The sequence below is a fragment of the Methylocystis sp. MJC1 genome, from assembly GCF_026427715.1.
In the GTDB taxonomy this organism is placed as follows: domain Bacteria; phylum Pseudomonadota; class Alphaproteobacteria; order Rhizobiales; family Beijerinckiaceae; genus Methylocystis.
This window is the reverse complement of sequence record NZ_CP107558.1, coordinates 761,616-783,400: the sequence shown is the minus strand read 5'-3', so window position 1 is coordinate 783,400 and position 21,785 is coordinate 761,616. Positions and strand designations below refer to the sequence as shown.

Genomic DNA, 21,785 nt, shown 5'->3' with positions numbered 1-21,785 from the left:
TGCGACTCTCACCCGTCATTGCGAGCGAAGCGAAGCAATCCAGAGCGGCCAACACGGCTCTGGATTGCTTCGTCGCACCGCTCCTCGCAATGACGACAGTAGCCTCAGTTTGAGATTTTACGACGCGGGTCGCGCGGTTTCGCCGCCCCGGCGTCCCAGGAGAAGACCATGAATCAGCAAGAGGTCATGAATCTCTTCAATCCGGTCGTGGCGACGCAGGCCTTCGACCAGATTCAGATTTCGATCGCGAGCCCGGAGAAGATTCTCTCCTGGTCCTTCGGCGAAATCAAAAAGCCCGAGACGATCAACTACCGCACCTTCAAGCCCGAGCGCGACGGCCTGTTCTGCGCCCGCATCTTCGGGCCGATCAAGGATTACGAGTGCTTGTGCGGCAAGTACAAGCGCATGAAGTACAAGGGCGTCATCTGCGAGAAGTGCGGCGTCGAAGTGACGCTCGCGCGCGTGCGGCGCGACCGCATGGGCCATATCTCGCTCGCGGCGCCCGTCGCGCATATCTGGTTCCTGAAGTCGCTGCCCTCGCGCATCGGCCTTCTGCTCGACATGACGCTGAAGGACCTCGAGCGCATCCTCTACTTCGAGTCCTATATCGTCATCGACGCCGGCCTCACGCCGCTCAAGGAGCGCCAGCTCCTGTCGGAGGAGGAATATCTGACCGCGCAGGACGAATATGGCCAGGATCACTTCACGGCCATGATCGGCGCGGAGGCAATCCGCCGCCTGCTCGAGTCGATGGATCTCGAAGGCATCGCCGCCAGCCTGCGTCAGGAGATCGCCGAGGCGAAGACCGAGCTCAAGCCCAAGAAGCTCGCCAAGCGCCTGAAGATCATCGAGGCCTTCACCCAGTCGGGCAACCGCCCGGAATGGATGATCCTGAAAGAGATCCCGGTCATCCCGCCGGATCTGCGTCCGCTCGTGCCGCTCGACGGCGGCCGCTTCGCGACGTCCGACCTCAACGATCTCTACCGCCGCGTCATCAACCGCAACAACCGCCTGAAGCGGCTGATCGAGCTGCGCGCGCCGGACATCATCATCCGCAACGAAAAGCGCATGCTGCAGGAGGCTGTGGACGCGCTGTTCGACAACGGCCGCCGCGGCCGCGTCATCACGGGCGCCAATAAGCGTCCGCTGAAGTCGCTCGCCGACATGCTGAAGGGCAAGCAGGGCCGCTTCCGCCAGAACCTGCTCGGCAAGCGCGTCGACTACTCCGGCCGCTCCGTCATCGTCGTGGGTCCAGAGCTGAAGCTGCATCAATGCGGCCTGCCCAAGAAGATGGCGCTCGAGCTCTTCAAGCCCTTCATCTATTCGCGCCTCGACGCGAAGGGTTATTCGGCGACCGTCAAGCAGGCGAAGAAGCTCGTCGAGAAGGAAAAGCCCGAGGTTTGGGACATCCTCGACGAAGTCATTCGCGAGCATCCGGTGCTGCTCAACCGCGCGCCGACGCTGCACCGTCTCGGCATTCAGGCCTTCGAGCCGGTGCTGATCGAGGGCAAGGCGATCCAGCTGCATCCGCTCGTCTGCGCGGCCTTCAACGCCGACTTCGACGGCGACCAGATGGCCGTGCACGTGCCGCTGTCGCTCGAAGCGCAGCTCGAAGCGCGCGTGCTGATGATGTCGACGAACAACATCCTTCATCCGGCCAATGGTCAGCCGATCATCGTGCCGTCGCAGGACATCGTTCTCGGCCTCTATTATCTGACGCAGGAGCGCGACGGCGAGCCGGGCCAGGGCATGTGCTTCGCCAATCAGGGCGAGATCGAGCATGCGCTCGCGGCCAAGGCGATCACGTTGCACAGCAAGATCAAAGGCCGCGGCTGGACCTATGACGCCGCGGGCAATCGCGTTGCGAAAATTTTCGAAACGACGCCAGGCCGCATGATGCTCGGCCAGCTGATGCCCAAGCACAACAAGATCCCCTTCGACGTCGTCAACAAGCTGATGACCAAGAAGGAAATCTCGAACATGATCGACACCGTCTACCGCAACTGCGGTCAGAAGGAGACGGTCATTTTCTGCGACCGCATCATGGCGATGGGCTTCCGCGAAGCCTTCAAGGCGGGCATCTCCTTCGGCAAGGACGACATGGTCGTGCCGGAGACGAAGGAGCGCATCGTCGGCGAGACGCGCGCCGCCGCCAAGGAATATGAGCAGCAGTACAACGACGGCCTCATTACTCAGGGTGAAAAGTACAACAAGGTCGTCGACGCCTGGGCGAAATGCTCGGAGAAGCTCGCCGAGGAGATGATGCAGCGCATCTCCGCCGTCCGGAAGGACGATGCGGGGCGCGACATGCCCATCAACTCGATCTATATGATGTCGCACTCGGGCGCGCGCGGTTCGCCGACGCAGATGCGCCAGCTCGCCGCCATGCGCGGCCTGATGGCCAAGCCCTCGGGCGAGATCATCGAGACGCCGATCATCTCGAACTTCAAGGAAGGCTTGACGGTTCTCGAATACTTCAACTCCACCCACGGCGCCCGCAAGGGCCTTGCGGATACGGCGTTGAAGACCGCGAACTCGGGCTACCTCACCCGCCGTCTCGTCGACGTCGCGCAGGACTCGATCATCTCCTCCACGGACTGCGGCTCCACGGGCGGCATCCGCATGCGGGCGATCATCGACGCCGGCCAGATCGTCGCCTCGCTTGCGTCGCGCATCCTCGGCCGCACGGCCGCGGAGGATTTGAAGGCGCAGGACGGGACGGTGATCGTGCCCGCGGGCGAGATGATCCAGGAATGGCATCTCGATCCGGTCACGAAGGCGGGCATTCAGGAAGTCAAGATCCGTTCGGTCCTCACCTGCGAGGCCAAGAACGGCGTCTGCGCCAAATGCTATGGTCGCGACCTTGCGCGCGGCACGCCCGTCAATATGGGCGAGGCCGTCGGCGTCATCGCGGCGCAATCGATCGGCGAGCCGGGCACGCAGCTCACCATGCGCACCTTCCACATCGGCGGCGCGGCGCAGCTTGCTGACCAGTCCTTCATGGAGTCGAACTTCGAGGGCACGGTCCACATCCGCAACCGTCACGTGGCCCGCAACTCCGACGGCGATCTGATCGTCATGGCGCGCAACGTCGCCGTGGTGATCCTCGGTCCCGACGGAACCGAGCGCGCAGTCAACCGTATTCAATACGGCGCGCGCTTGAAGGTCGACGACGGCGATCAGGTGAAGCGCGGCCAGCGCCTCGCGGAATGGGACCCCTACACCCGTCCCATCATCTCCGAGGTGGACGGCGCCATCGGGTTCGAGGATCTCGTCGAAGGCCAGTCGTTGGCGGAAACGGTCGACGAGTCGACCGGCATCGCCAAGCGCATGGTCATGGACTATCGCCTCAACCTGCGTTCGGCGAGCCTCAAGCCCTCGATCGTCATCAAGGGCCCGGACGGCAAGGTCGCCAAGCTGCAACGCGGCGGCGACGCCCGCTATCTGCTGCCCGTCGACTCGATCATCGCGGTCGAGCCCGGCGGCACGGTGAAAGCCGGCGATATTGTCGCGCGTATTTCGGTGGAGAGCGCCAAGACCCGCGACATCACCGGCGGTCTGCCGCGCGTCGCCGAGCTCTTCGAAGCGCGCCGTCCGAAAGATCACGCGATCATCGCGGAAATCTCCGGCACTGTGCAGTTCGGTAAGGACTACAAGAACAAGCAGCGTCTCTCCATCGTGCCTTCGGAAGAAGGCGCGGAGCCGGTCGAATATCTGATCCCGAAGGGCAAGCATATTCACCTTCAGGACGGCGACGTCGTCGAGAAGGGCGACTATATCGTCGACGGTAATCCGGCGCCGCACGACATTCTGGCGATCAAGGGCGTGGAGGAGCTTGCCGCTTACCTCGTCAATGAGATCCAGGAGGTCTATCGTCTGCAGGGCGTGAACATCAACGACAAGCACATCGAAGTGATTGTCCGTCAGATGCTGCAGAAGATCGACATCGTCGATCCGGGCGACACCGGCTTCCTCGAAGGCGAGCAGGTCGACAAGCTGGAGCTCGAAGAGGCGAACGCCAAGGCGATCGAGAACGGCGGCAAGCCCGCGAACGGCACGCCGGTGCTGCTCGGCATCACCAAGGCCTCGCTGCAGACGCGGTCCTTCTTCTCCGCCGCCTCCTTCCAGGAGACGACGCGCGTCCTCACCGAGGCCGCCGTCAACGGCAAGATCGATCCGCTCGTCGGCCTCAAGGAGAACGTCATCGTCGGCCGTCTCATCCCGGCCGGCACCGGCGCCGCGATGGCCAAATACCGCGGCATCGCCGGCGGGCGTGACGAGCTCATCATCACCCAGCGCGCGGAAGGCGTTGAACCCGCCCCGGCCCTGCCGCCGGCGGAGTGACGGCTCTCAGCGCGTAAGAAACATAGGCCGCCCCGAAACGGGCGGCCTTTTTTTCACCTATTCTTTCTCCCGACGGTGGCGATCATGGCCGACCAGGAACCGACGCTTCATCTGGTTTGCGGCAAGATCGCCGCAGGAAAGTCCACTCTCTGCCGGCGTCTCGCCGTGTCCCCACAAGCGGTGCTGATCAGCGAGGACAGGTGGATGGCGCGTCTGTTCGAGCAGGAGCTCAGGACCGTCGAGGACTACGTGCGCTATTCTGCTCGGCTCCGCGCGGCCATGGGCGAGCATGTCGAGGATTTGTTGCGCGCCGGCCTTTCCGTTGTGCTGGACTTCCCCGCCAACACTGTCGCGAACCGAAAATGGATGCGCGGCCTCTTCGAAAACGCGGGCGCTGCACATCAGCTTCACTACCTAAAAATATCAGACGCAACCTGCCGGGCGCGCCTCCAGAAGCGCAACGCCGATCGTGAGCATGAATTCCAAGTAACGGACGAAGAGTTCGACAGGATTACCGGATATTTTGTGCCTCCGGCCAGGGAAGAAGGCTTTAACGTCGTCGTCCATTCCGAGGATTGAGCCGCTCGAGGCCAGCCGATGTCATTGCGAGCACATCGAAGCAAACCAGGAGCCGCATCGGCTGCCCTGGACTGCTTCGTCGCTGCGCTCCTCGCAATAACGAGTGTGCTTATTTTCCCGTGAACTTCGGCGCGCGCTTTTCCAGGAACGCCGCCCTGCCCTCCATGTAATCCGCGCTGTCGAAACATTGCGCGGCGAGCGCCTCGCATTGGTCGGGCGTCGACGCATTCGGCAATTGCGCGGCGGCGCGGATTGCGGCCTTGGCGGCGCGCAGGGTCAGAGGTGCGTTGGCTGCGATCGTCTCGGCGAGTTCGTCGACCGCCCCTTCGAAGGTTTCCTGATCCAGAAGGCGACACAGAAAACCGGCGTCGAGCGCTTCTGTCGCCGTGAGGCGGCGGGCGGTGAAGAACATCTCCATGGCGCGCTGCGCGCCCACCGCCGTCACCACATAGCGCATGGCCGACGGCGGATAGCCGACGCCGAGGCGCCCTGCCGGAATGCCGAAAACCGTCCCCTCCCGCGCCACGCGGAGATCACAGGCCGAGGCTAGCCCCATGCCTCCGCCCATGCAGAAGCCGCTGATCGCGGCGACAGTCGGCTTGGAACAGGACGAGATGGCGTCGAAAGCCTCGACATTGGCCTGCTCATAGGCGCGGCCGCCGCCGCTCGTCGCACGCACTGTGGAAAATTCCGAAATGTCAGCGCCGGAACAGAAGGGTAGGCCCGACGCTCCGGACAGCACGACGACGCGGGCTTCGGCTTCCGCGTCCACCGCCGCCATCAGCGCTGGCAGCGCGCGCCACATTTGGAGATCGAAGGCGTTGCGCTTTGATCCATTGTCGATGAGGAGCCGCGCGACGCCATGGGCGAGTTCGACGCGGAGCTTGGGTGTGGGAGAGGTAATGGCCATACCCGAGTAGTACAGGACTTGGTTTGCGGCGCAAATACACAAGCATTTAGGCTGCAGCCTGCGACCCCACGCCACAGGCGCCCGAGCCTTTTTGCGACCTCTTGCCACACCGCTGCGGCGCAACAAGCGCGTAAAGGTGGTGGCTTCGATCCCGGCGCGCCTTGGAGCAGCAATGTCGGTCACAACGGATAAATTCGCCGCCCCTGGCGCGCTGAGAATGGCGCTGGCTTTCTCGGTCTTTCTGCATCACACGACCAAGTTCAACCTCGGCATGTCGGCCGTGCTGATCTTCTTCGTGCTCAGCGGTTATTGGGTCGCGACCATGTGGGCGAAGACCTATTCGCAGACCAACTGGTCCTACTTCACCTTTCTCGTCTCGCGCGTGTGGCGCGTCACGCCGGTCTTTGCGCTCTGCTCGGCCATCGCCTGGGCGCTGCTATGGTGGCGCGGCGGCGCGCCCGACGACGCCGGCCGGCTGATGCACCAGCTTTTCTCCAATGTGATGATCCTCGGATATAATTCGCTGTCCTATCAGGCGAATGTGCCGGGTTGGTCGCTCGATATGGAAGTCCAGTTCTATCTCGTCGCGCCGCTCGTCATTTTCCTTATCTCGCGCAACCTCTATGCCGTGCTCGGCTGCGTGGCGCTCTCACTTTTTGCGCCCAAGCTCGGCGGCTCGTCGACTGTCCTGCCCTTCCTATACTTCTTCGGCATCGGCGTCGCGGCGGCGACCCATGACCTCAGGCCCTCGCGTCGCCTCGCCTATGCTTCGCTTGCCGCGAGCTTCGCGCTGCTTTTCGCCTATGGCTTGGTCTTCGTAACGAATCTCGACGCGACACAGACGGCGGCGGTCGCCTTCAGCAGCAAGGCCAATCTCTTCATCGCCGTGATGATGACGCCCTGGGCCATCTACACCACGCAGCAGGCGTCCGGCGCGACCGACCGCATGGTTGGCGACATGTCCTATATCTTCTACCTGCTGCATTGGTCGGTGATCGGCGCGATTGGAACGGGCGAAGGCTCCTATATGGATCGCCTCCTGCTCTCCGCCGAGGCGATCGCCATCATTCTCGCCGGCTCCTATCTCATCTGGCGTCTGATCGACCGTCCGATCGGGAAATTGCGCGCGGCCTGGGTCTCCGGCCGACACATCTCGGTCGAGCGGATGGGGGCGGCGCAAGCGGCGGCGGCGGCGTGATCGCCATCCCGCAGAGGCTTTTGCAGCCGCCTAAGCTCTCCTCGATATAGCGGCCGGCGCGCGAAGCTGATAGCTTCCGGCCCGCTGTGGCGCCATGCCGCAGCGGAGGGGCCTCGCTTTGGCGAATCAAGGATTTGCCGTTCTGCTGCCAAATCTGCGGCGAGCGTTTTTCGTCCTCGCCGTGGCCACCGGCCTGGGCCTGCTGAGCCTCAAGCGGGGCGACGAGCCAACGGTCGCCTGCTCCCTCGCCAACGCCGGCGCCAATGATTACCGGATTCTCGTCGTCGGAGAATCCTGGGCTTCTGACGGCAAGATTTTCCCGGACCTGCCCGAGACCGTCTCGAACCGCCTCGGCGGCAGGGGCGTGCGGGCCTGTAGCATTGGCTTCAATGGCCGCAACTCCCGCCTTCTCTACTCGGAGCTGCGCGAGAAATTCCCGAAATTCAGGCTCTATTCACTCTCTGAGGGCAATGCGCCGGATAAGGTCATTCTGATGACCGGCGTCAATGACGCGATCCAGCATATCGGCGCCTCCGCCTATGTGGAGTTCACCGAGAAGCTCGTGGATTATTTTTCCGACGCCGGGGATGTCGAGATTATCTCGATCCCCCGCGTGAACGAACGCTGGTTCAAGCCGCCGAATCTCTTCAGCCTGATGAAGCGCAATGTATTGCGCTGCCTCCACGACGGATGCGATTATCAGGTCAACGATGTTTATCGCGTCGCGCTATGGCGCGACCATCCTCAGCTGCACATCATCGAATTCGATAATTTCATCGACAAATTCGAGGGGCACGAGGATAATTACACGCTCGACGGCGTGCATCTGACCGACGAGACCTATCACAGATACGGCAGGTTCATCGGCGCGGCCATTACGCTCGCGCCCAATGAGAATCCGCGCAGATAGAAGCCGCTTTGATATAAGCCGCACATGGATCTACTCTCACGACTCCTCCACCGGGACGGGCTGATGCTCGTTATCGACAAGCCCGCGGGCGTTCCAGTGCATCGCGGCCCCAAGGGGGGGCCGAGCCTCGAGGACGCCTTCGACCAACTGCGCTTCGGCCTGCCGCGCGCTCCGGCGCTCGCCCATCGGCTGGATAAGGACACCTCCGGCTGCCTCGTGCTCGGGCGCCATCGCAAGGCGCTCGACCGGCTCGGCAAGCTCTTCAAGACCGGCCGCATCTCCAAAACCTATTGGGCCGTGGTGGAAGGCGTGCCGGAAGGCGACGCAGGCGAGATCGACCTTGCGCTCGGCCGGCTCGACGCCGCGCGCGGCTGGTGGATGCAGCCGGACCCCATGGGGTTGCCCTCGCGCACGAGCTGGCGCGTGCTCGGCCGGGCGCCGGAGGCGGGCTTGTCCTTCATCGAGTTTACGCCGCATACCGGCCGCACGCACCAAATCCGCGTCCATGCGCAGGCCATGGGCTGGCCGATCCTGGGCGACCCCATCTATGGGAGCGGACGGCGCGAAGGGGCGCCGCCGCTGCATCTGCACGCGCGAGCGATCGCGATCCCCATGCAGGACAGCAAGGAGCCCGTGTGCGCCGAGGCTCCGGCGCCGGCGCATATGCTGGAGGCCATGGCCGCTTGTGGCTGGCGGAATGACAGTGACGCTTGCGCCGCAATGGCGCCAGATTTGCTAAACCAGCCGGAAACGCCCAACTTAGTCGAATGAACTCAGAGGGAAGCTGAAGTGGCCCCGACATATGCGCCTGTGAGGGACGCGCCGGAGCGCGCAACAGCCAGCGGCGACCACTTTACGCTGGACCGCGCCTTGCTCGACGGCCTCGCCGATCTTGCGCTGGACGGCGCCAAGCGCGGCGGCGCGCGCTATGCGGACATCCGCCTCGGCGAAACACTGCAAGAATATGTGCGAGCCGAGGATGACCGGCTCGAACATTTCGACGAGCGCACGTTGCGCGGCTTCGGCCTGCGCGTGCTGCTCGACGGCTCCTGGGGCTTCTATGGCGCGCGCCGCCTCGACGCGGCGAGCGTTCGGGAAGGCGTCGAACGCGCCTTGGACAACGCCCGCGCCATGCGGGCGATCCAGCCGCGCGCAATCGAGCTGGAACAGCTCCCGGCGCATGAGGCCGAGTGGATCATGCCCATGGGCGTCGATCCTTTCTCTGTCTCGACGCGGGAGAAATCCGACCTTCTTTTGTCGATCTGCGCCGCGGCGCGCGACAATGGCGCGGATTTCTGCTCGGCCTCGCTCTCCATCGCGCGCGAGGAGCGCCTCTTCGCCAATAGTCTCGGTGCGCGCATCCGGCAGACGCGCACGCGCGTCCATCCCTCCTTCACCGCCACCGCCGTCGATCGCGACACCGACCGCATGGCCTCGCGCGAAAGCCTCGCCCCGGCGCGCGGCGCCGGCTGGGAATATGTGACGGGCGCCGGCCTGCTCGATGAAGCCGCGCGAGCCGGTCGCGAGGCGCGCGCCAAGCTCGCAGCGAAACCCGTCGTCGCCAGCGATTACGACCTTGTCATAGACCCGACCAATCTCTGGCTCACGATCCACGAGACCGTGGGCCATTCCACCGAGCTCGACCGCGTGCTGGGATGGGAGGCGAATTTCGCCGGCACCAGCTTCATCAGGCCGGCGATGCTCGGCAACCTTCGTCTCGGCTCGGAGCTGATGACCATCGTCGCCGACCGTTCGCAGCCCGGCGCGCTCGCGACCATCGGCTATGACGACGACGGCGCGCCGGCGACTTCAGCCGAATTCAAGATCGTCGAGAAGGGCGTGCTGAAGAACTTCCAGATGGCGTTAGGGCAAGCGCATCATATCGGCCTTTCCGCCTCGAATGGCTGCGCTTATGCGGATGATCCGACATCTTTCCCGATCCAGCGCATGCCGAATATCTCGCTCGCGCCGAACCCTGAAAAATGCGCGCTCGACGACCTCGTGAGCGGCGTCGAGAGCGGCGTCTATATCGTCGGCGCCGGAAGTTGGAGCATCGACCAGCAGCGCGACAATTTCCAGTTCGGCGGCCAGCTCTTCTATGAGATCAAGAACGGCAGGCTCGGCGAGATGCTGCGCGACGTCGCCTATCAGGGCCGCACGATTCCTTTCTGGAATTCGCTCGACGGGCTCGGCGACGCGAGCGCCTATCATCTCGACGGCACCTTCACCTGCGGCAAGGCGGAGCCCGTGCAGGTGGCGCCCGTCTCGCATGGCAGCCCGCCCGCGCGCTTCCGCAATGTGCGGGTGCTAAACACGAGCCCCGGCGCGTAACGCATGTTGCTTTCTTCCGACGACGCCAAAGCCATCAGCGAGAAGATCATCGCGCGATCCAGCGCCGACGCCTGCGTGGTGAAGATCGACGGCGGCGAGGACAACAGCCTGCGCTTCGCGCGCGGCGGCGCGACGACCAATATCACGACCTCGAAAGCGCGCCTGCGCATCTCCTCGCATATCGGCCGGCGCGTCGGCGCGGTCACCACGACGCGCCTCGACGATGATGCGCTCGACGCCGCGCGCGTGCGCTCTGAGGAGATCGCGCGCGTGTTGCCGGTCGATCCCGACTATGTCGCCCCGCTCGGCCCGCAGAATTACGACGCCTCGGCGCGCTATGACGAAGACGCATCGGGCTTTCGCCTCGACGCGCTCGCGGCGCAAGCGGCGCGCGTCATCGCGGAAGGCGCGAGCAGAGGCGTCCATACTTTCGGCTGCGCGACCGGCGCGCGGCGCTTCTCCGCGCTCGCGACGAGCAACGGGCTCTTCGCCTATGAGCGCTGGAGCGAGATCGACCTTTCGGCCACGGCGCGCAACAAGACGGGCACATGGTCGGGCTGGGCCGGCGCGCATGAGTTCCTCAGTGCGCGCCTCGACGCGGACAGCATTGCGCGGCGCGCCTGCGCGAAGGCGGCGCAAGACGTAGAGCCCGTTGATCTCGAGCCCGGCGATTACACAGTGATCCTCGAGCCCGCGGCCGTCGCGGAGCTCGCCTTCTGGGTGATGAGCGCCATGGACGCGCGCGCCGCCGACGAAGGCCGCAGCTTTTATGCGCGGGCGGGCGGCGGGACGAAGATCGGCGAAAAGCTCTTCGACGAGAAGCTGACGATCCGCGTCGATCCCGCCGATCCGCTTGCGCCGGAGGGCGGCGTCGGCTGGGAAGGCGTCCCGCATCGCGCCCGCGCCTTCATCGACAAGGGCGTCGTGAGCGGGCTCTATCGCTCGCGCGCATGGGCGCAGAAGACCAATGCGGAGGCCATTCCTTTCGCGGCCAATTTCGTCGTCGAAGGCGGCGACGCCTCGCTCGACGACATGATCCGTTCCGTGAAGCGCGGCGTGCTCGTCACGCGCTTCTGGTACGAGAATATGGTCGATCGAAAGAGCCTGCTACTCACCGGCCTCACCCGCGACGGCAATTTCCTCATCGAGAATGGCCACGTGAGCGCGCCGGTGCGCAACATGCGCTTCAACCAGCGGTTGGGGGAGCTCTTCGGCAAGATCGTCGCGCTGGGCAAAACCGAGCGGACTTGGCGCGCGGCGGGGGGCGGCGGCGCAGCGGCGGCCCCGCCTCTGCTGGCGGAGAAGTTCCACTTCTCGTCCAAATCCAGCGGCGTCTGAGGCGGGTTTGATATATGCTGGGTGCGCCTCAACGGAGCGCAGCAGCAGATGTTTCCTCGTCTCTTTATTGCGATTCTGACGATCCTCTTCGCCCTGCCGGCGCACGCCCTCGACAAGGTGACCTTCGCCACCAATTGGCGCGCCCAGGCCGAGCATGGCGGCTTTTATCAGGCCGTAGCCGACGGCACTTACGCGCGCTACGGGCTCGATGTGACGATCCAGCAAGGCGGGCCGCAGATCAATGCGCGGCTGCTGCTCGCCTCGGGTCGCGTCGATTTCGCCATGGGCGCCAATACGATCCAGATGTTCGAATCCGTTGCGCAACAAGTGCCGATCGTCACCGTCGCCAGTATGTTTCAGATCGACCCCGTGATCTTCATGTCGCATCCGGGCGTCGGGCTCGACCGTTTCGAGGATTTGCCGAAGGCGACCGCCTTCATCGCCAGCGACATGCGCGCATCGGTGTGGCAATGGCTGAAACAGGCCTATGGCTTCAAAGACGAGAAAGTGAAGCCCTATGGCTTCAATTCGGCGCCTTTCATCGCGGACAAGAAGGCCATTCAGGAAGGTCTTGTGACCTCCGAGCCCTATGCGATCGAAATGCGGGCCGGTTTCAAGCCCAATGTTTTTATGCTGTCGGACATTGGCTATGACGGCTATTCGACCACGATCGAGACGCGCACGGAAACGATCGAGCAGAAAGCCGACCTCGTGCAGCGCTTCGTCGACGCCTCCATCATCGGCTGGTACAACTATGTCTATGGCGACAACGCCGCCGCCAACGCCGCCATCAAGCGCGACAACCCCGAGATGACCGACGGTCAAATCGCCTTTTCGCTCGCCAAAATGAAAGAGCGCGGCATTGTGGATTCAGGCGACTCTCTGACGATTGGCGTCGGCGCCATGACCGACGCGCGCATGAAGAGCTTCTTCGACAAAATGGCCAAGGCGGGGGTCGTGCCCGCGGACCTCGATTACAAGAAGGGCTACACGCTGCGCTTTATCGGCAAGAAGGTCGGGATGGAGCTGCGGCGGTGATGGATGCATTCGTTATCGCGCCCGTTTTACCCCCTCCCTGTCCCTCCCCCGCTAAAGCGGGAGAGGGAACACTCACGATCCGCTTTGCTGATGAAGGCCACAATCTGCCCCCTCTCCCGCGAAGCGGGGGAGGGTTGGGGAGGGGGCTTCATGGGAAATGATCCCTTCCTCTCCCTTCAAAACGTCGCCAAAACCTTCCCCAATGGCGTCACCGCGCTCTCGGGTTTCGATCTCGACATCTATCAAGGCGAAACACTCACTTTGCTCGGTCCTTCCGGCTGCGGCAAATCCACGGTGCTGCGCCTCATCGCGGGTCTCACGCAACCGAGCGAAGGCGTCATCTCCTGGACCTATCCGCGCACGCGTAAAAAGCTCAGCGTCGTCTTTCAGGAGCCGACGCTGCTGCCCTGGGCGAGCGCCTTCGACAATGTCTATCTGCCGTTGCGGCTCGCAGGCAAAAGCCCCGCGGCGTCACAAGAGCGCGTGATGGAGGCGCTTTCGCGCGTCGGCCTCGCCGATTTCGCCGATGCGCTGCCGCGCGAGCTTTCCGGCGGCATGAAGATGCGCTGCGCCATCGCCCGCGCGCTCGTCACCGAGCCCGCGCTCATTCTGATGGACGAGCCCTTCGCGGCGCTCGACGAAGTCACGCGCTTCAAGCTCAACGACGATCTCGTCGCCTTGAAGAAGGATCTCGGCGCCACGATCGTGTTCGTTACGCACTCCATTTTCGAAAGCGCCTTTCTCTCGACGCGCATCATTGTGATGTCGACGCCCTTTGGAAAGATCGTCGATGAGATCGACGTCGACCCTGCAATCGAGCGCAACGCCGATTTCAGGATGAGCGACACATTCGCCCAAATCTCGCGTCGCGCCTCGCGCGCGCTCGGCCACGCGATGAGGGAAGAAGCGTGAAACTTTCCGATATAATCATCCCCCTCGCCGTCTGCGCCGCAGCGCTTGGCGCGTGGGAATGGATCGTGATGTGGCGGGACATTCCGCCCTATGTTCTGCCGGCGCCGAGCGCAATTCTCGACAGGCTGATCGAGGATCGGGAGCTGCTCTTTTCCTCGCTCCTCGTCACATTGGGCGTGACGCTGAAAGCGCTTCTCATCGCCACGTCGAGCGGCGTGGCGCTCGCGCTTCTCCTCGCGCAATCGAAGTGGCTCGAGCGCGCGCTGCTGCCTTTTGCCATCGTGCTGCAAGTGACGCCCATCGTCGCCATTGCGCCGCTGCTGCTCGTCTATCTGCAGCCGGATAACGCCGTGCTCGTCTGCGCCTTTCTCGTCGCCTTCTTTCCCATTCTCTCCAATACGGCGCTGGGCCTCGCTTCGGTGGATCACGCGCTGCAAGACCTCTTCGAACTTTATCACGCCTCGCCATGGCAGAAGCTCATCTATCTGCGATTGCCCGCAGCGCTGCCGCAATTCCTCACGGGGCTGCGCATCGGCGGCGGACTGTCGCTGATCGGCGCCATTGTCGCAGAGCTTGCGGCGGGCGCCTCGGGCCAAGGCTCGGGCCTCGCCTATCGCATCGTCGAAGCGGGCTTTCGGCTCGATATTCCGCGCATGTTTGCGGCGTTGGCGCTGATCTCGGCTGCGGGACTTGCGATCTATGGCGCGCTGGCGACGCTGTCGCATTACCTGCTGCGCGGCTGGCACGAGAGCGCAAGGGAACGCGGTGAATGACGATTGTCAGAGACATTCGTGCGTCCGACGCCGAAGACTGGCGCAGGCTCTGGGCTGGCTATAACGACTTCTATGAATCGACCGTGCCCGCCGATGTGACGGAGCATACTTTACGCCGGCTTTTCGATCCGACCTCACCTTTGATCGGACGCATCGCCGAGACCGACGGACGGATCGCTGGCTTTACCATTTCCGTGCTTCACGAAAGCACCTGGACAATGACGTCAAGCTGCTATCTCGAAGATTTATTCGTCGATCCCAGCCTGCGCGGCGGCGGCGTGGGACAGGCGTTGGTCCAGGATCTGATTGATCTGGGGCGCGCGCAGGGGTGGTCACGCATCTACTGGCATACACGAACAGACAACGCGCCCGCTCGTCGGCTCTATGATAAATTCGTCGGAGCCGACGATTTCGTGCGCTACCGCTTGACGCTGTAGCAGCGGGCTTCCGAGCATATTCGCAGCGCTGTCATCCCCGACGCTCGCGCAGTTCGGACACACAGGAATCACCGCCGTCATTGCGAGGAGGCGGAGCCGACGAAGCAATCCAGGGCCACATCGCTGCCCTGGATTGCTTCGCTTCGCTCGCAATGACGGGCTCTGAGCAAAATCAGCGCTATTGTGGCTCTGGATTCCCCCTCGGGCTCTCAGCCCGCCGGGAATGACCAAGCCCCAAGCGAGCTACTCAAACGGAAATGGTATAAGAGCCCCCTCCCCAACCCTCCCCCGCTTCGCGGGAGAGGGGGCAGGTCCGGGCTTCCATTGAGTATGCCGATCATGAGCGTCCCCTCTCCCGCGACAAGCGGGGGAGGGACAGGAGGGGCAGAGCAGCTCCTACAGCCCCGCGTCGCCGCCCACCTCATCGAGATGATACACATCATCCCGGAAATGCACCGTGCCGTCCGCCGAAGCCCAGCCGGTCATATAGACCCACACCACCGGCACGGCATGGACGAGCTTCACTTCCTCGCGCTCGCCGCTCGCAATCTTTGCGTTGATGTCGTCCTTGCTCATCTGCGGTCCATTGGCGCCGTCGAGAATCCAACTCGCGAGATCAATGACGCCCTGCACGCGCACGCAGCCATGCGAGAGGAAGCGATAATCATTGGCGAAGAGATTGCGCGACGGCGTGTCGTGCATATAGACCGAATGCGCATTGGGCATAGAAATGCGGATCGAGCCCAGCGAATTGCCCACGCCGGAATCCTGTCGCAGCGTATAATTAACCGCGCGCTCGCTCGCCCAATTGATCGAGCGCGGATCGACCTGCTCGCCCTTGTTGTTCAGCACGCGAATGCGCTGTCGGGTGAGATAGCTGGGGTCCTTCAGCATATGCGGCGCGATCTCGTTCTTGATGATCGAGACCGGCACGGTCCAGGTCGGATTGATGTTGACCGCGACGACCTTCGCCTGCACTTCCGGCGAGTGGTGCTCGGGATCGCCGACAATCGCCGCATAGCGGCGCACCACGCGGTCGTTCTCAACGGCGTCGACTGCCGTCGAGGGAATATTGACCACGATGTAACGCGGACCAAAGGGGAAATCGACGCCCGCGAGCCGCTGCGCGCTGGAGGCGAGCTGGCGGAAGCGCACGGTCGCGGGCACGTCGAGCGCGCGCAACGTGGCGCCGGCGACGACGCCGGTCTGCTTCAGACCCATGCGATACTGAAAACGCTTCACGGCCGCTGTGAGCTCGTTGTCCCAGCTCTGCTTGCGCGTGTCGGCGAGCGTGTCGTCCTCCGCCGCGAGACGCCGGCGCAGGGTGGCGACCGCCGGGCCCTTCGCGCCGGCGCGCAAGCTTACGCCCACCATCGGCCAGCCCCCGAGATCGACAATGTGGGCGTAACGCTCAGAGGCCTTGGAGGTGGTGAAGAAAGTCTCCGGCTGAAGCACCGGGGTCGGATCGTCGGAGAGCGCCATCTCGCGCGGCGGCGCCGGCGGACGAGGCTTGGGTTTCGGCTTTAGCGCCGGCGCGCTGGCTTCAACCGCGGGAGCCGGCGCAGCCTGATCGACGGGCGCAGCCGGAGTCGCCGGAACTGGAAGAGCGGGGGGCGCAGCGGCGGGGGCCGGCGCTGGAGCGGGAGAGGCCGGAGCGGCGACCGACGGCGCGCTTTGCCCCAACACCGGCGCCGCCTCGATCCATGCGCCCGCGATAAGGCCCGCGCCGATCAACCGCGCGCATTTCGTCATCCTGCTCGTCGCCATCCGCTCGCCGTCTCTCTCGCGCCCCCTGCTCCGCCGGGGCGCGCCATGAACATTTTTACCGGTTTTTCAACCGCGAGGCGGCAGGGGTCAACTCAATTCGACGCAATCTTGTCGCGGAGCATGGGTTGCGCAATGCAACTCCAGTTGATGAAAGGCATATTTCGTGCTCTTCTCCCGCAAAATATTCATTCTGATTCATTTGGGGGAGAAAACATGTCAAAATACGAAAGATTTATGTCGTCAGTCGCCACACTCGGTGCCGCATCGCTCATAACCCTGGCAAGCGCTTTTCCATCCGCAGCGGAAGTGACTTACGCGAACCAAGGGAGCCAATGGACCCAGGCGAACCGTAACGACTTTTATACGCGGGACCAGGGCGCGCGAATCATTCCCTTCGCTTGGTTCAAAGCCTTGAAGCGCACCGACGGCACGGGCTTCCTCGACGACAGCATGGCCCGCTACGGCTATCTGCCCAATCCTGAAAGCCCGACGCCAGGCCTGCCCGTCGGGTTCCTGACCGCCTCGGAAAGCGGCGTCAGGACGCTGAGCATGACATGCTCCGGCTGCCACGTTCGTCAAATCAACGTCCAGGGCGCCTCCTGGCGCATCGACGGCGGGCCGGCGCTATCCGATTTCCAGTCTTTCCTGACGGATCTCGACAAGGCAGTCGAGAAAATCCTTACCGATCAAGCCGCCTTCGACGAATTCGCAAAAGCTGTCGGTTCGCAGAGCCCGCATGCGCATAAGCAACTGCATGACGACGTCGAGGCATGGTTCAAGCCCTATCACACGCTGATGACGCGCGCGCTTCCGACACCCGGCTGGGGCGTCGGCCGCGCCGATGCGGTCTCGATGATCTTCAACCGCGTTGCGGGCCTCGATATCGGCCACCCGCCGCTGCGGATCATCGAAGAGAATATCGCGCGCGCCGACGCGCCCGTGCGCTATCCCTTCGTTTGGAATGCGCCCATCCAGGACATCACCCAATGGCCTGGATTCGCGAAGAACGGCGATGACATTCTCGGCCTCGCGAGGAATGTCGGCGAGGTTTACGGCGTGTTCGGCGTCTATCGCCCCTCGAAGATTCTGCCGGATCTGAACATCGTCGATTTTCTCAACGAGTCCTCGCTTAACTTCGCCGGCTTGCAGCAGCTCGAATTCCTGCTCAAGAAAATCGACCCGCCGAAATGGCCCTGGAAGCTCGACCCTGATCTCGTCACGCGAGGCAAAGCGATCTACGAAAAGGATTGCGCGAGCGGCTGCCACGCCGAGACGGCGGGAGAGCCGCGTCTCTGCAATCCCAATACCTGGGCGACGCCGCTTCAGGACGTCGAAACGGATTCGCGCGAATATAAAATCCTCGCGCGAGAAGCCGATACGGGCGTGCTGGAAGGGGCGTTCATCCCGCTGGTTCCCGGCGCAGACACGCCGTTGAAGCCCAGGGACAAGATTTTCTCCATTCTCGGCGTGTCCGTGATCGGCTCGATCCTGGAGGCGCCGCTGCATTTCGGCCTGGACGTCTTCAAGCCGATCGTCGACGCCTGCATCCAGCGGGATTCGAGATCGCCGCAGCAGCTGCAGGCGGCGATTAACAGCCAGATCAAATCGGCTCTGAAGAACCTTTACGCGAAGCCCGAAACAGCGGCCCCCATCAAATATGAATCGCGCGTGATGAAGGGCATTTGGGCTGTCGCGCCCTATCTGCACAACGGCTCGGTGCCGACGCTCGCCGATCTGCTGAAACCGGCTGCCGAGCGCCCGGCTTCCTTCAAGGTCGGCGTGAACTACGATATCGAGAATGTCGGTCTGGCCAAGGATCAGCCGGGTCTGAACTCGACCTATACGGCGGACGACTGCTCCAAGCGCGACTCGGGCAACAGCCGCTGCGGCCATGAGTTCGGGACGAAACTGGCGCCCGAGGAGAAGAAGGCGCTCCTCGAATATTTGAAGAGCCTCTGACGACAGCCCGTCGCGGGAATAAAGACAAATAGCAGGGGCGCTTCGGCGCCCCTTGCCTTTTGCGCCGGCGCCCCCCATACCGCCCGCCAACGAAACATTCACCAATCGAACGGGACGGCTATGGGCTTTAAATGCGGCATCGTCGGTCTGCCGAATGTCGGCAAATCGACCCTTTTCAACGCGCTGACCCAGACGGCGGCGGCGCAGGCCGCAAATTACCCCTTCTGCACCATCGAGCCGAATGTCGGCGAAGTGGCGGTGCCCGACCCGCGCCTGGAAGAACTCACCAGGGTGGCCGGCTCCAAGCAGATCATTCCCACGCGGCTGACCTTCGTCGATATCGCGGGCCTCGTGCGTGGCGCCTCCAAAGGCGAAGGGCTGGGCAATCAGTTTCTCGCCAATATCCGCGAATGCGACGCCATCGCCCATGTCGTGCGCTGCTTCGAGGACGGCGACGTGACCCATGTCGAAGGCGGCGTCGATCCGATCCGCGACATAGAAACGATCGAAACCGAGCTGATGCTCGCTGACCTCGAAAGTCTCGAGAAGCGCGTCGTCCCGCTGGAGAAGAAGGCCAAGGGCGGCGACAAGGAGTCCAAGGAGCTTCTCGACCTCATGAACCGCTGCCTGGTTCTGCTGCGCGACGGCAAGCCGGCCCGCATGGCGAAGGTCGCCGAGGAAGAGCGCGTAAACTTCAACGGGCTTGGGCTCCTGTCATCGAAGCCCGTTCTCTATGTCTGCAATGTGGAGGAAACCTCAGCCGCCGAAGGCAACGCCAATTCCGCCAAGGTTGCCGCCCGCGCCGCCGAGGAAGGCGCCGCCTCGGTCGTCGTCTCCGCCAAGATCGAGAGCGAGATCGCGGTGATGCCCATCGAGGAGCAGAAGGACTTTCTAGAGGCGGTCGGCCTCACGGAGCCCGGCCTCAATCGCGTCATCCGCGCCGGTTACGACCTGTTGCATCTCATCACCTATTTTACCGTCGGCCCGAAGGAGGCCCGCGCCTGGACCATCGAAAAAGGCACGCGCGCGCCACAGGCCGCAGGCGTGATCCACACCGATTTCGAGAAGGGCTTCATCCGCGCCGAAACCATCGCCTATGACGATTACGTCGCCTACAAGGGCGAAGCGGGCGCGCGCGATGCGGGAAGGCTGCGGCTGGAAGGCAAGGACTATGTCGTCGCCGACGGCGACGTGATGCACTTCCGGTTCAATACGTAACGACCGGCGGAGGACCCTGGACCGCGAGCCTTCCGGCTCGCTGGACAAATGCGCGCCTGAAGGCGCGCGCAGACTGTTGACAAAGTGGCGATGACGCCCCTCGTGCTTCGAGACGCCTGCTGCGCAGGCTCCTCAGCATGAGGAGCCTCTGAAACTTCGTCAAACACTTAGGCCTCTTCCTGAGGAGCGAGCGAAGCTCGCGTCTCGAAGGACGAGGCCGCCTCGGAGGTTTGTCAACAAACGATGCGCGCCTGCAGGCTCGCGGTCCCTGGCTCAAAACAGCTCGACGTCCTGGCCGACGGCGATCTTGCCCTGTATCAGCCCGTCAGCCACCAGCATCTCATGCGAGCGGATCTGATTCCGCCCGCTTTGCTTGGCGACATAAAGCGCCGCATCGGCGCGGCCGAAGGCGCTTGCGCCAGTATCCCCGCCGGTCACCCGCGTATAGCCGACGCTGGCCGTTATCGGCCCGACCTGCGGAAAACGGAATACCTCGATCCTGTTTCTGAAATTCTCGAGCGCGCCAAAGGCCTCATCCATTGTCGCGTGGTCAAGAATGACCAGAAACTCTTCCCCGCCAAATCTGAACAAGCGGTCGTGATCGCTGAAGCACTCCCGCAGCAAACCCGCGAAGAGAACCAAAACCTCGTCCCCGAACGGATGGCCGAAGGAGTCGTTGACGCGCTTGAAATGGTCGATGTCGACGACCGCAAGATAGGGGTAGCGCGCGCAAGGCGTGCGCACGTTGTTGCATTTTTCCTGGCAGCCGGCGCAACTGCCGAGCCTTGCGAAGCTGTCGTGGAAGGTTCGCCGGTTGCGCAGCCCCGTGAGCTCGTCGCAGTCTCCGTAGTCCAATATGCCCAGATGGTTGCGGTAGATGCGCAGCATCCCCGTGATCATGCGCTGCTGTTCGTGACTGAGGGGCGAAGAACGCGTGACCTCCAGCAGGTCGATCACTTCCTGCCCATCCATGACGGGAAAGACGTAGCGCACCCCGCCCGCCGGGCCCGCCGCGCCGCACGATGGCTCTTTCGAATTGAAACAATCGCGCAAGGCGCCGCACGTCTCGAGGGGGATAAGCATATTGCTGGGCTGGGGCGCGGGAGCTTCGATCTCTTCGCCGCGCGGCGATCCGAAATCCGCCCGCCGGCGTATCCACACCGATCCCTTCCGGTCGACAATATTCCAAAGAGTCAGCCGGGAAGCGCCCAGCAGACCGTGAAACACCGATAACAATGTGTCTACGAGCGCGTTCCTATCCCGGTGATCGGTAAGGGTCGCAACCGTATCGATAATGTGGCCCATGCTCTCAAAACGCCCAAAGCGCGCTATCCGCCAGCGCAACCTGAGCGCCTATTGAAAGGCAAAGTCCCTTAAAATTCGTATCCAGTCGGCTATGAGGTGTAAATCATCAGCCGGGTTTGGAGAGATTATCGATACGCTTATTGAGCTCGTCGAGTTGCCGTTTCAGCTCGGCGACGTCGCCCGCCTCCTTGCCTGCAGCGGCCGAGGCTTCGTGCCCGTCGATCGAGGACGACGCCCCGCTCGAAATGTTTTCGGCCGGCAAGCCAAAGGGGTTGAACATGGTAAGCGCCTGCCGGAACACGGCCATGTTCTTGCGCGCCTGCTCCTCCATCGCCTGGAAGGCCTGCCGGGTGGGCTCAGTGAAGGGGCCCGGCGGCAGCGCGGAGGAGAATTGGTCGCGGAATTTTTGCTGTTCCTTGGTGAGCTTGTCGATCGAGAACTCGAGATAGCTCGGCACCAGCATCTGCATGCTGTCGCCGTAGAAGCGGATGAGCTGACGCAAGAAGGCGATCGGCAGCAGGCTCTGGCCGTCCTTGCCCTCCTGCTCGAAGATGATCTGGGTCAGAACCGGCCGGGTGATGTCCTCGCCGCTCTTGGCGTCGCAAACGACGAAATCCTCGCCGCGCTTGACCATCGTGGCGAGATCCTCCAGCGTAACGTAAGTGCTCGTCCCCGTGTCATAGAGCCGACGGTTGGCGTATTTCTTGATTACGGTCGGTTTCTTCTCGTTCGCCATACGCCTGACACCGCTCCCCTCGCCGGCGGG

The 21,785-nt window shown here is 63.2% G+C and carries 17 protein-coding genes; 13 read left to right on the top strand and 4 right to left on the bottom strand.

From position 1 onward, the window contains the following. Positions 1 to 168 precede the first annotated feature (168 nt). A complete protein-coding gene (rpoC, locus tag OGR47_RS03855; protein ID WP_165051063.1) occupies positions 169 to 4,344 on the top strand; it encodes a DNA-directed RNA polymerase subunit beta' in 4,176 nt (1,391 codons plus the stop codon). Positions 4,345 to 4,428: 84 nt separating this feature from the next. Then, positions 4,429 to 4,923, top strand: coding sequence for an AAA family ATPase (locus OGR47_RS03850; RefSeq protein ID WP_165051065.1), 495 nt, complete (start codon positions 4,429 to 4,431; stop codon positions 4,921 to 4,923). A 109-nt stretch (positions 4,924 to 5,032) separates the two neighbouring features. Here the strand turns inward: OGR47_RS03850 and OGR47_RS03845 are convergent, their stop codons facing one another. Further along, positions 5,033 to 5,833, bottom strand: a complete 801-nt coding sequence (locus OGR47_RS03845; RefSeq protein ID WP_165051067.1) for an enoyl-CoA hydratase — start codon at positions 5,831 to 5,833, stop codon at positions 5,033 to 5,035. Between the two features lie 172 nt (positions 5,834 to 6,005). Between OGR47_RS03845 and OGR47_RS03840 the strand changes: the two genes are divergently transcribed. The 9 genes from OGR47_RS03840 (at position 6,006) to OGR47_RS03800 (ending at position 14,770) form a co-directional block, all read left to right on the top strand. Beyond that, positions 6,006 to 7,031, top strand: a complete 1,026-nt coding sequence (locus OGR47_RS03840; RefSeq protein ID WP_165051069.1) for an acyltransferase family protein — start codon at positions 6,006 to 6,008, stop codon at positions 7,029 to 7,031. A 118-nt stretch (positions 7,032 to 7,149) separates the two neighbouring features. Next, a complete protein-coding gene (locus OGR47_RS03835) occupies positions 7,150 to 7,941 on the top strand; it encodes an SGNH/GDSL hydrolase family protein (protein WP_165051072.1) in 792 nt (263 codons plus the stop codon). A gap of 24 nt (positions 7,942 to 7,965) precedes the next feature. Then, entirely contained in the window at positions 7,966 to 8,712 is a 747-nt protein-coding gene (locus OGR47_RS03830; protein WP_165051074.1) for an RluA family pseudouridine synthase, read from the top strand. Between the two features lie 18 nt (positions 8,713 to 8,730). After that, complete coding sequence (locus OGR47_RS03825; RefSeq protein ID WP_165051076.1) at positions 8,731 to 10,272, top strand: TldD/PmbA family protein; 1,542 nt, start codon at positions 8,731 to 8,733, stop codon at positions 10,270 to 10,272. 3 nt (positions 10,273 to 10,275) lie between these two features. Continuing rightward, positions 10,276 to 11,610 (top strand): TldD/PmbA family protein, encoded by a 1,335-nt coding sequence (locus OGR47_RS03820; RefSeq protein WP_165051078.1) that lies wholly within the window; start codon positions 10,276 to 10,278, stop codon positions 11,608 to 11,610. Between the two features lie 48 nt (positions 11,611 to 11,658). After that, on the top strand, positions 11,659 to 12,648 hold the full coding sequence (locus tag OGR47_RS03815; RefSeq protein ID WP_165051080.1) for an ABC transporter substrate-binding protein: 990 nt from the start codon (positions 11,659 to 11,661) through the stop codon (positions 12,646 to 12,648). Positions 12,649 to 12,798: 150 nt separating this feature from the next. Beyond that, positions 12,799 to 13,560, top strand: a complete 762-nt coding sequence (locus OGR47_RS03810; protein ID WP_165051083.1) for an ABC transporter ATP-binding protein — start codon at positions 12,799 to 12,801, stop codon at positions 13,558 to 13,560. Continuing rightward, positions 13,557 to 14,333 (top strand): ABC transporter permease, encoded by a 777-nt coding sequence (locus tag OGR47_RS03805; protein ID WP_246729645.1) that lies wholly within the window; start codon positions 13,557 to 13,559, stop codon positions 14,331 to 14,333. The genes OGR47_RS03810 and OGR47_RS03805 overlap by 4 nt, the downstream gene beginning before the upstream one ends. Continuing rightward, on the top strand, positions 14,330 to 14,770 hold the full coding sequence (locus tag OGR47_RS03800) for a GNAT family N-acetyltransferase (protein ID WP_165051085.1): 441 nt from the start codon (positions 14,330 to 14,332) through the stop codon (positions 14,768 to 14,770). Before OGR47_RS03805 ends, OGR47_RS03800 begins: the two co-directional genes overlap by 4 nt. Positions 14,771 to 15,166: 396 nt before the next feature. Here OGR47_RS03800 and OGR47_RS03795 read toward each other — a convergent pair whose 3' ends face one another. After that, the gene (locus OGR47_RS03795) at positions 15,167 to 16,537 is read right to left on the bottom strand and encodes a L,D-transpeptidase family protein (RefSeq protein ID WP_165051087.1); all 1,371 of its coding nucleotides are present in this window, start codon (positions 16,535 to 16,537) and stop codon (positions 15,167 to 15,169) included. Between the two features lie 234 nt (positions 16,538 to 16,771). Between OGR47_RS03795 and OGR47_RS03790 the strand changes: the two genes are divergently transcribed. Both OGR47_RS03790 and ychF read left to right on the top strand, forming a co-directional pair. After that, positions 16,772 to 18,496 (top strand): di-heme-cytochrome C peroxidase, encoded by a 1,725-nt coding sequence (locus tag OGR47_RS03790; protein ID WP_206527430.1) that lies wholly within the window; start codon positions 16,772 to 16,774, stop codon positions 18,494 to 18,496. Between the two features lie 120 nt (positions 18,497 to 18,616). After that, a complete protein-coding gene (ychF, locus tag OGR47_RS03785; RefSeq protein WP_165051091.1) occupies positions 18,617 to 19,714 on the top strand; it encodes a redox-regulated ATPase YchF in 1,098 nt (365 codons plus the stop codon). Between the two features lie 273 nt (positions 19,715 to 19,987). Here ychF and OGR47_RS03780 read toward each other — a convergent pair whose 3' ends face one another. Both OGR47_RS03780 and phaR read right to left on the bottom strand, forming a co-directional pair. Beyond that, on the bottom strand, positions 19,988 to 21,019 hold the full coding sequence (locus OGR47_RS03780; RefSeq protein WP_165051094.1) for a GGDEF domain-containing protein: 1,032 nt from the start codon (positions 21,017 to 21,019) through the stop codon (positions 19,988 to 19,990). A 106-nt stretch (positions 21,020 to 21,125) separates the two neighbouring features. Further along, positions 21,126 to 21,755, bottom strand: coding sequence for a polyhydroxyalkanoate synthesis repressor PhaR (gene phaR / locus OGR47_RS03775; RefSeq protein WP_165051096.1), 630 nt, complete (start codon positions 21,753 to 21,755; stop codon positions 21,126 to 21,128). Positions 21,756 to 21,785: the final 30 nt, after the last annotated feature.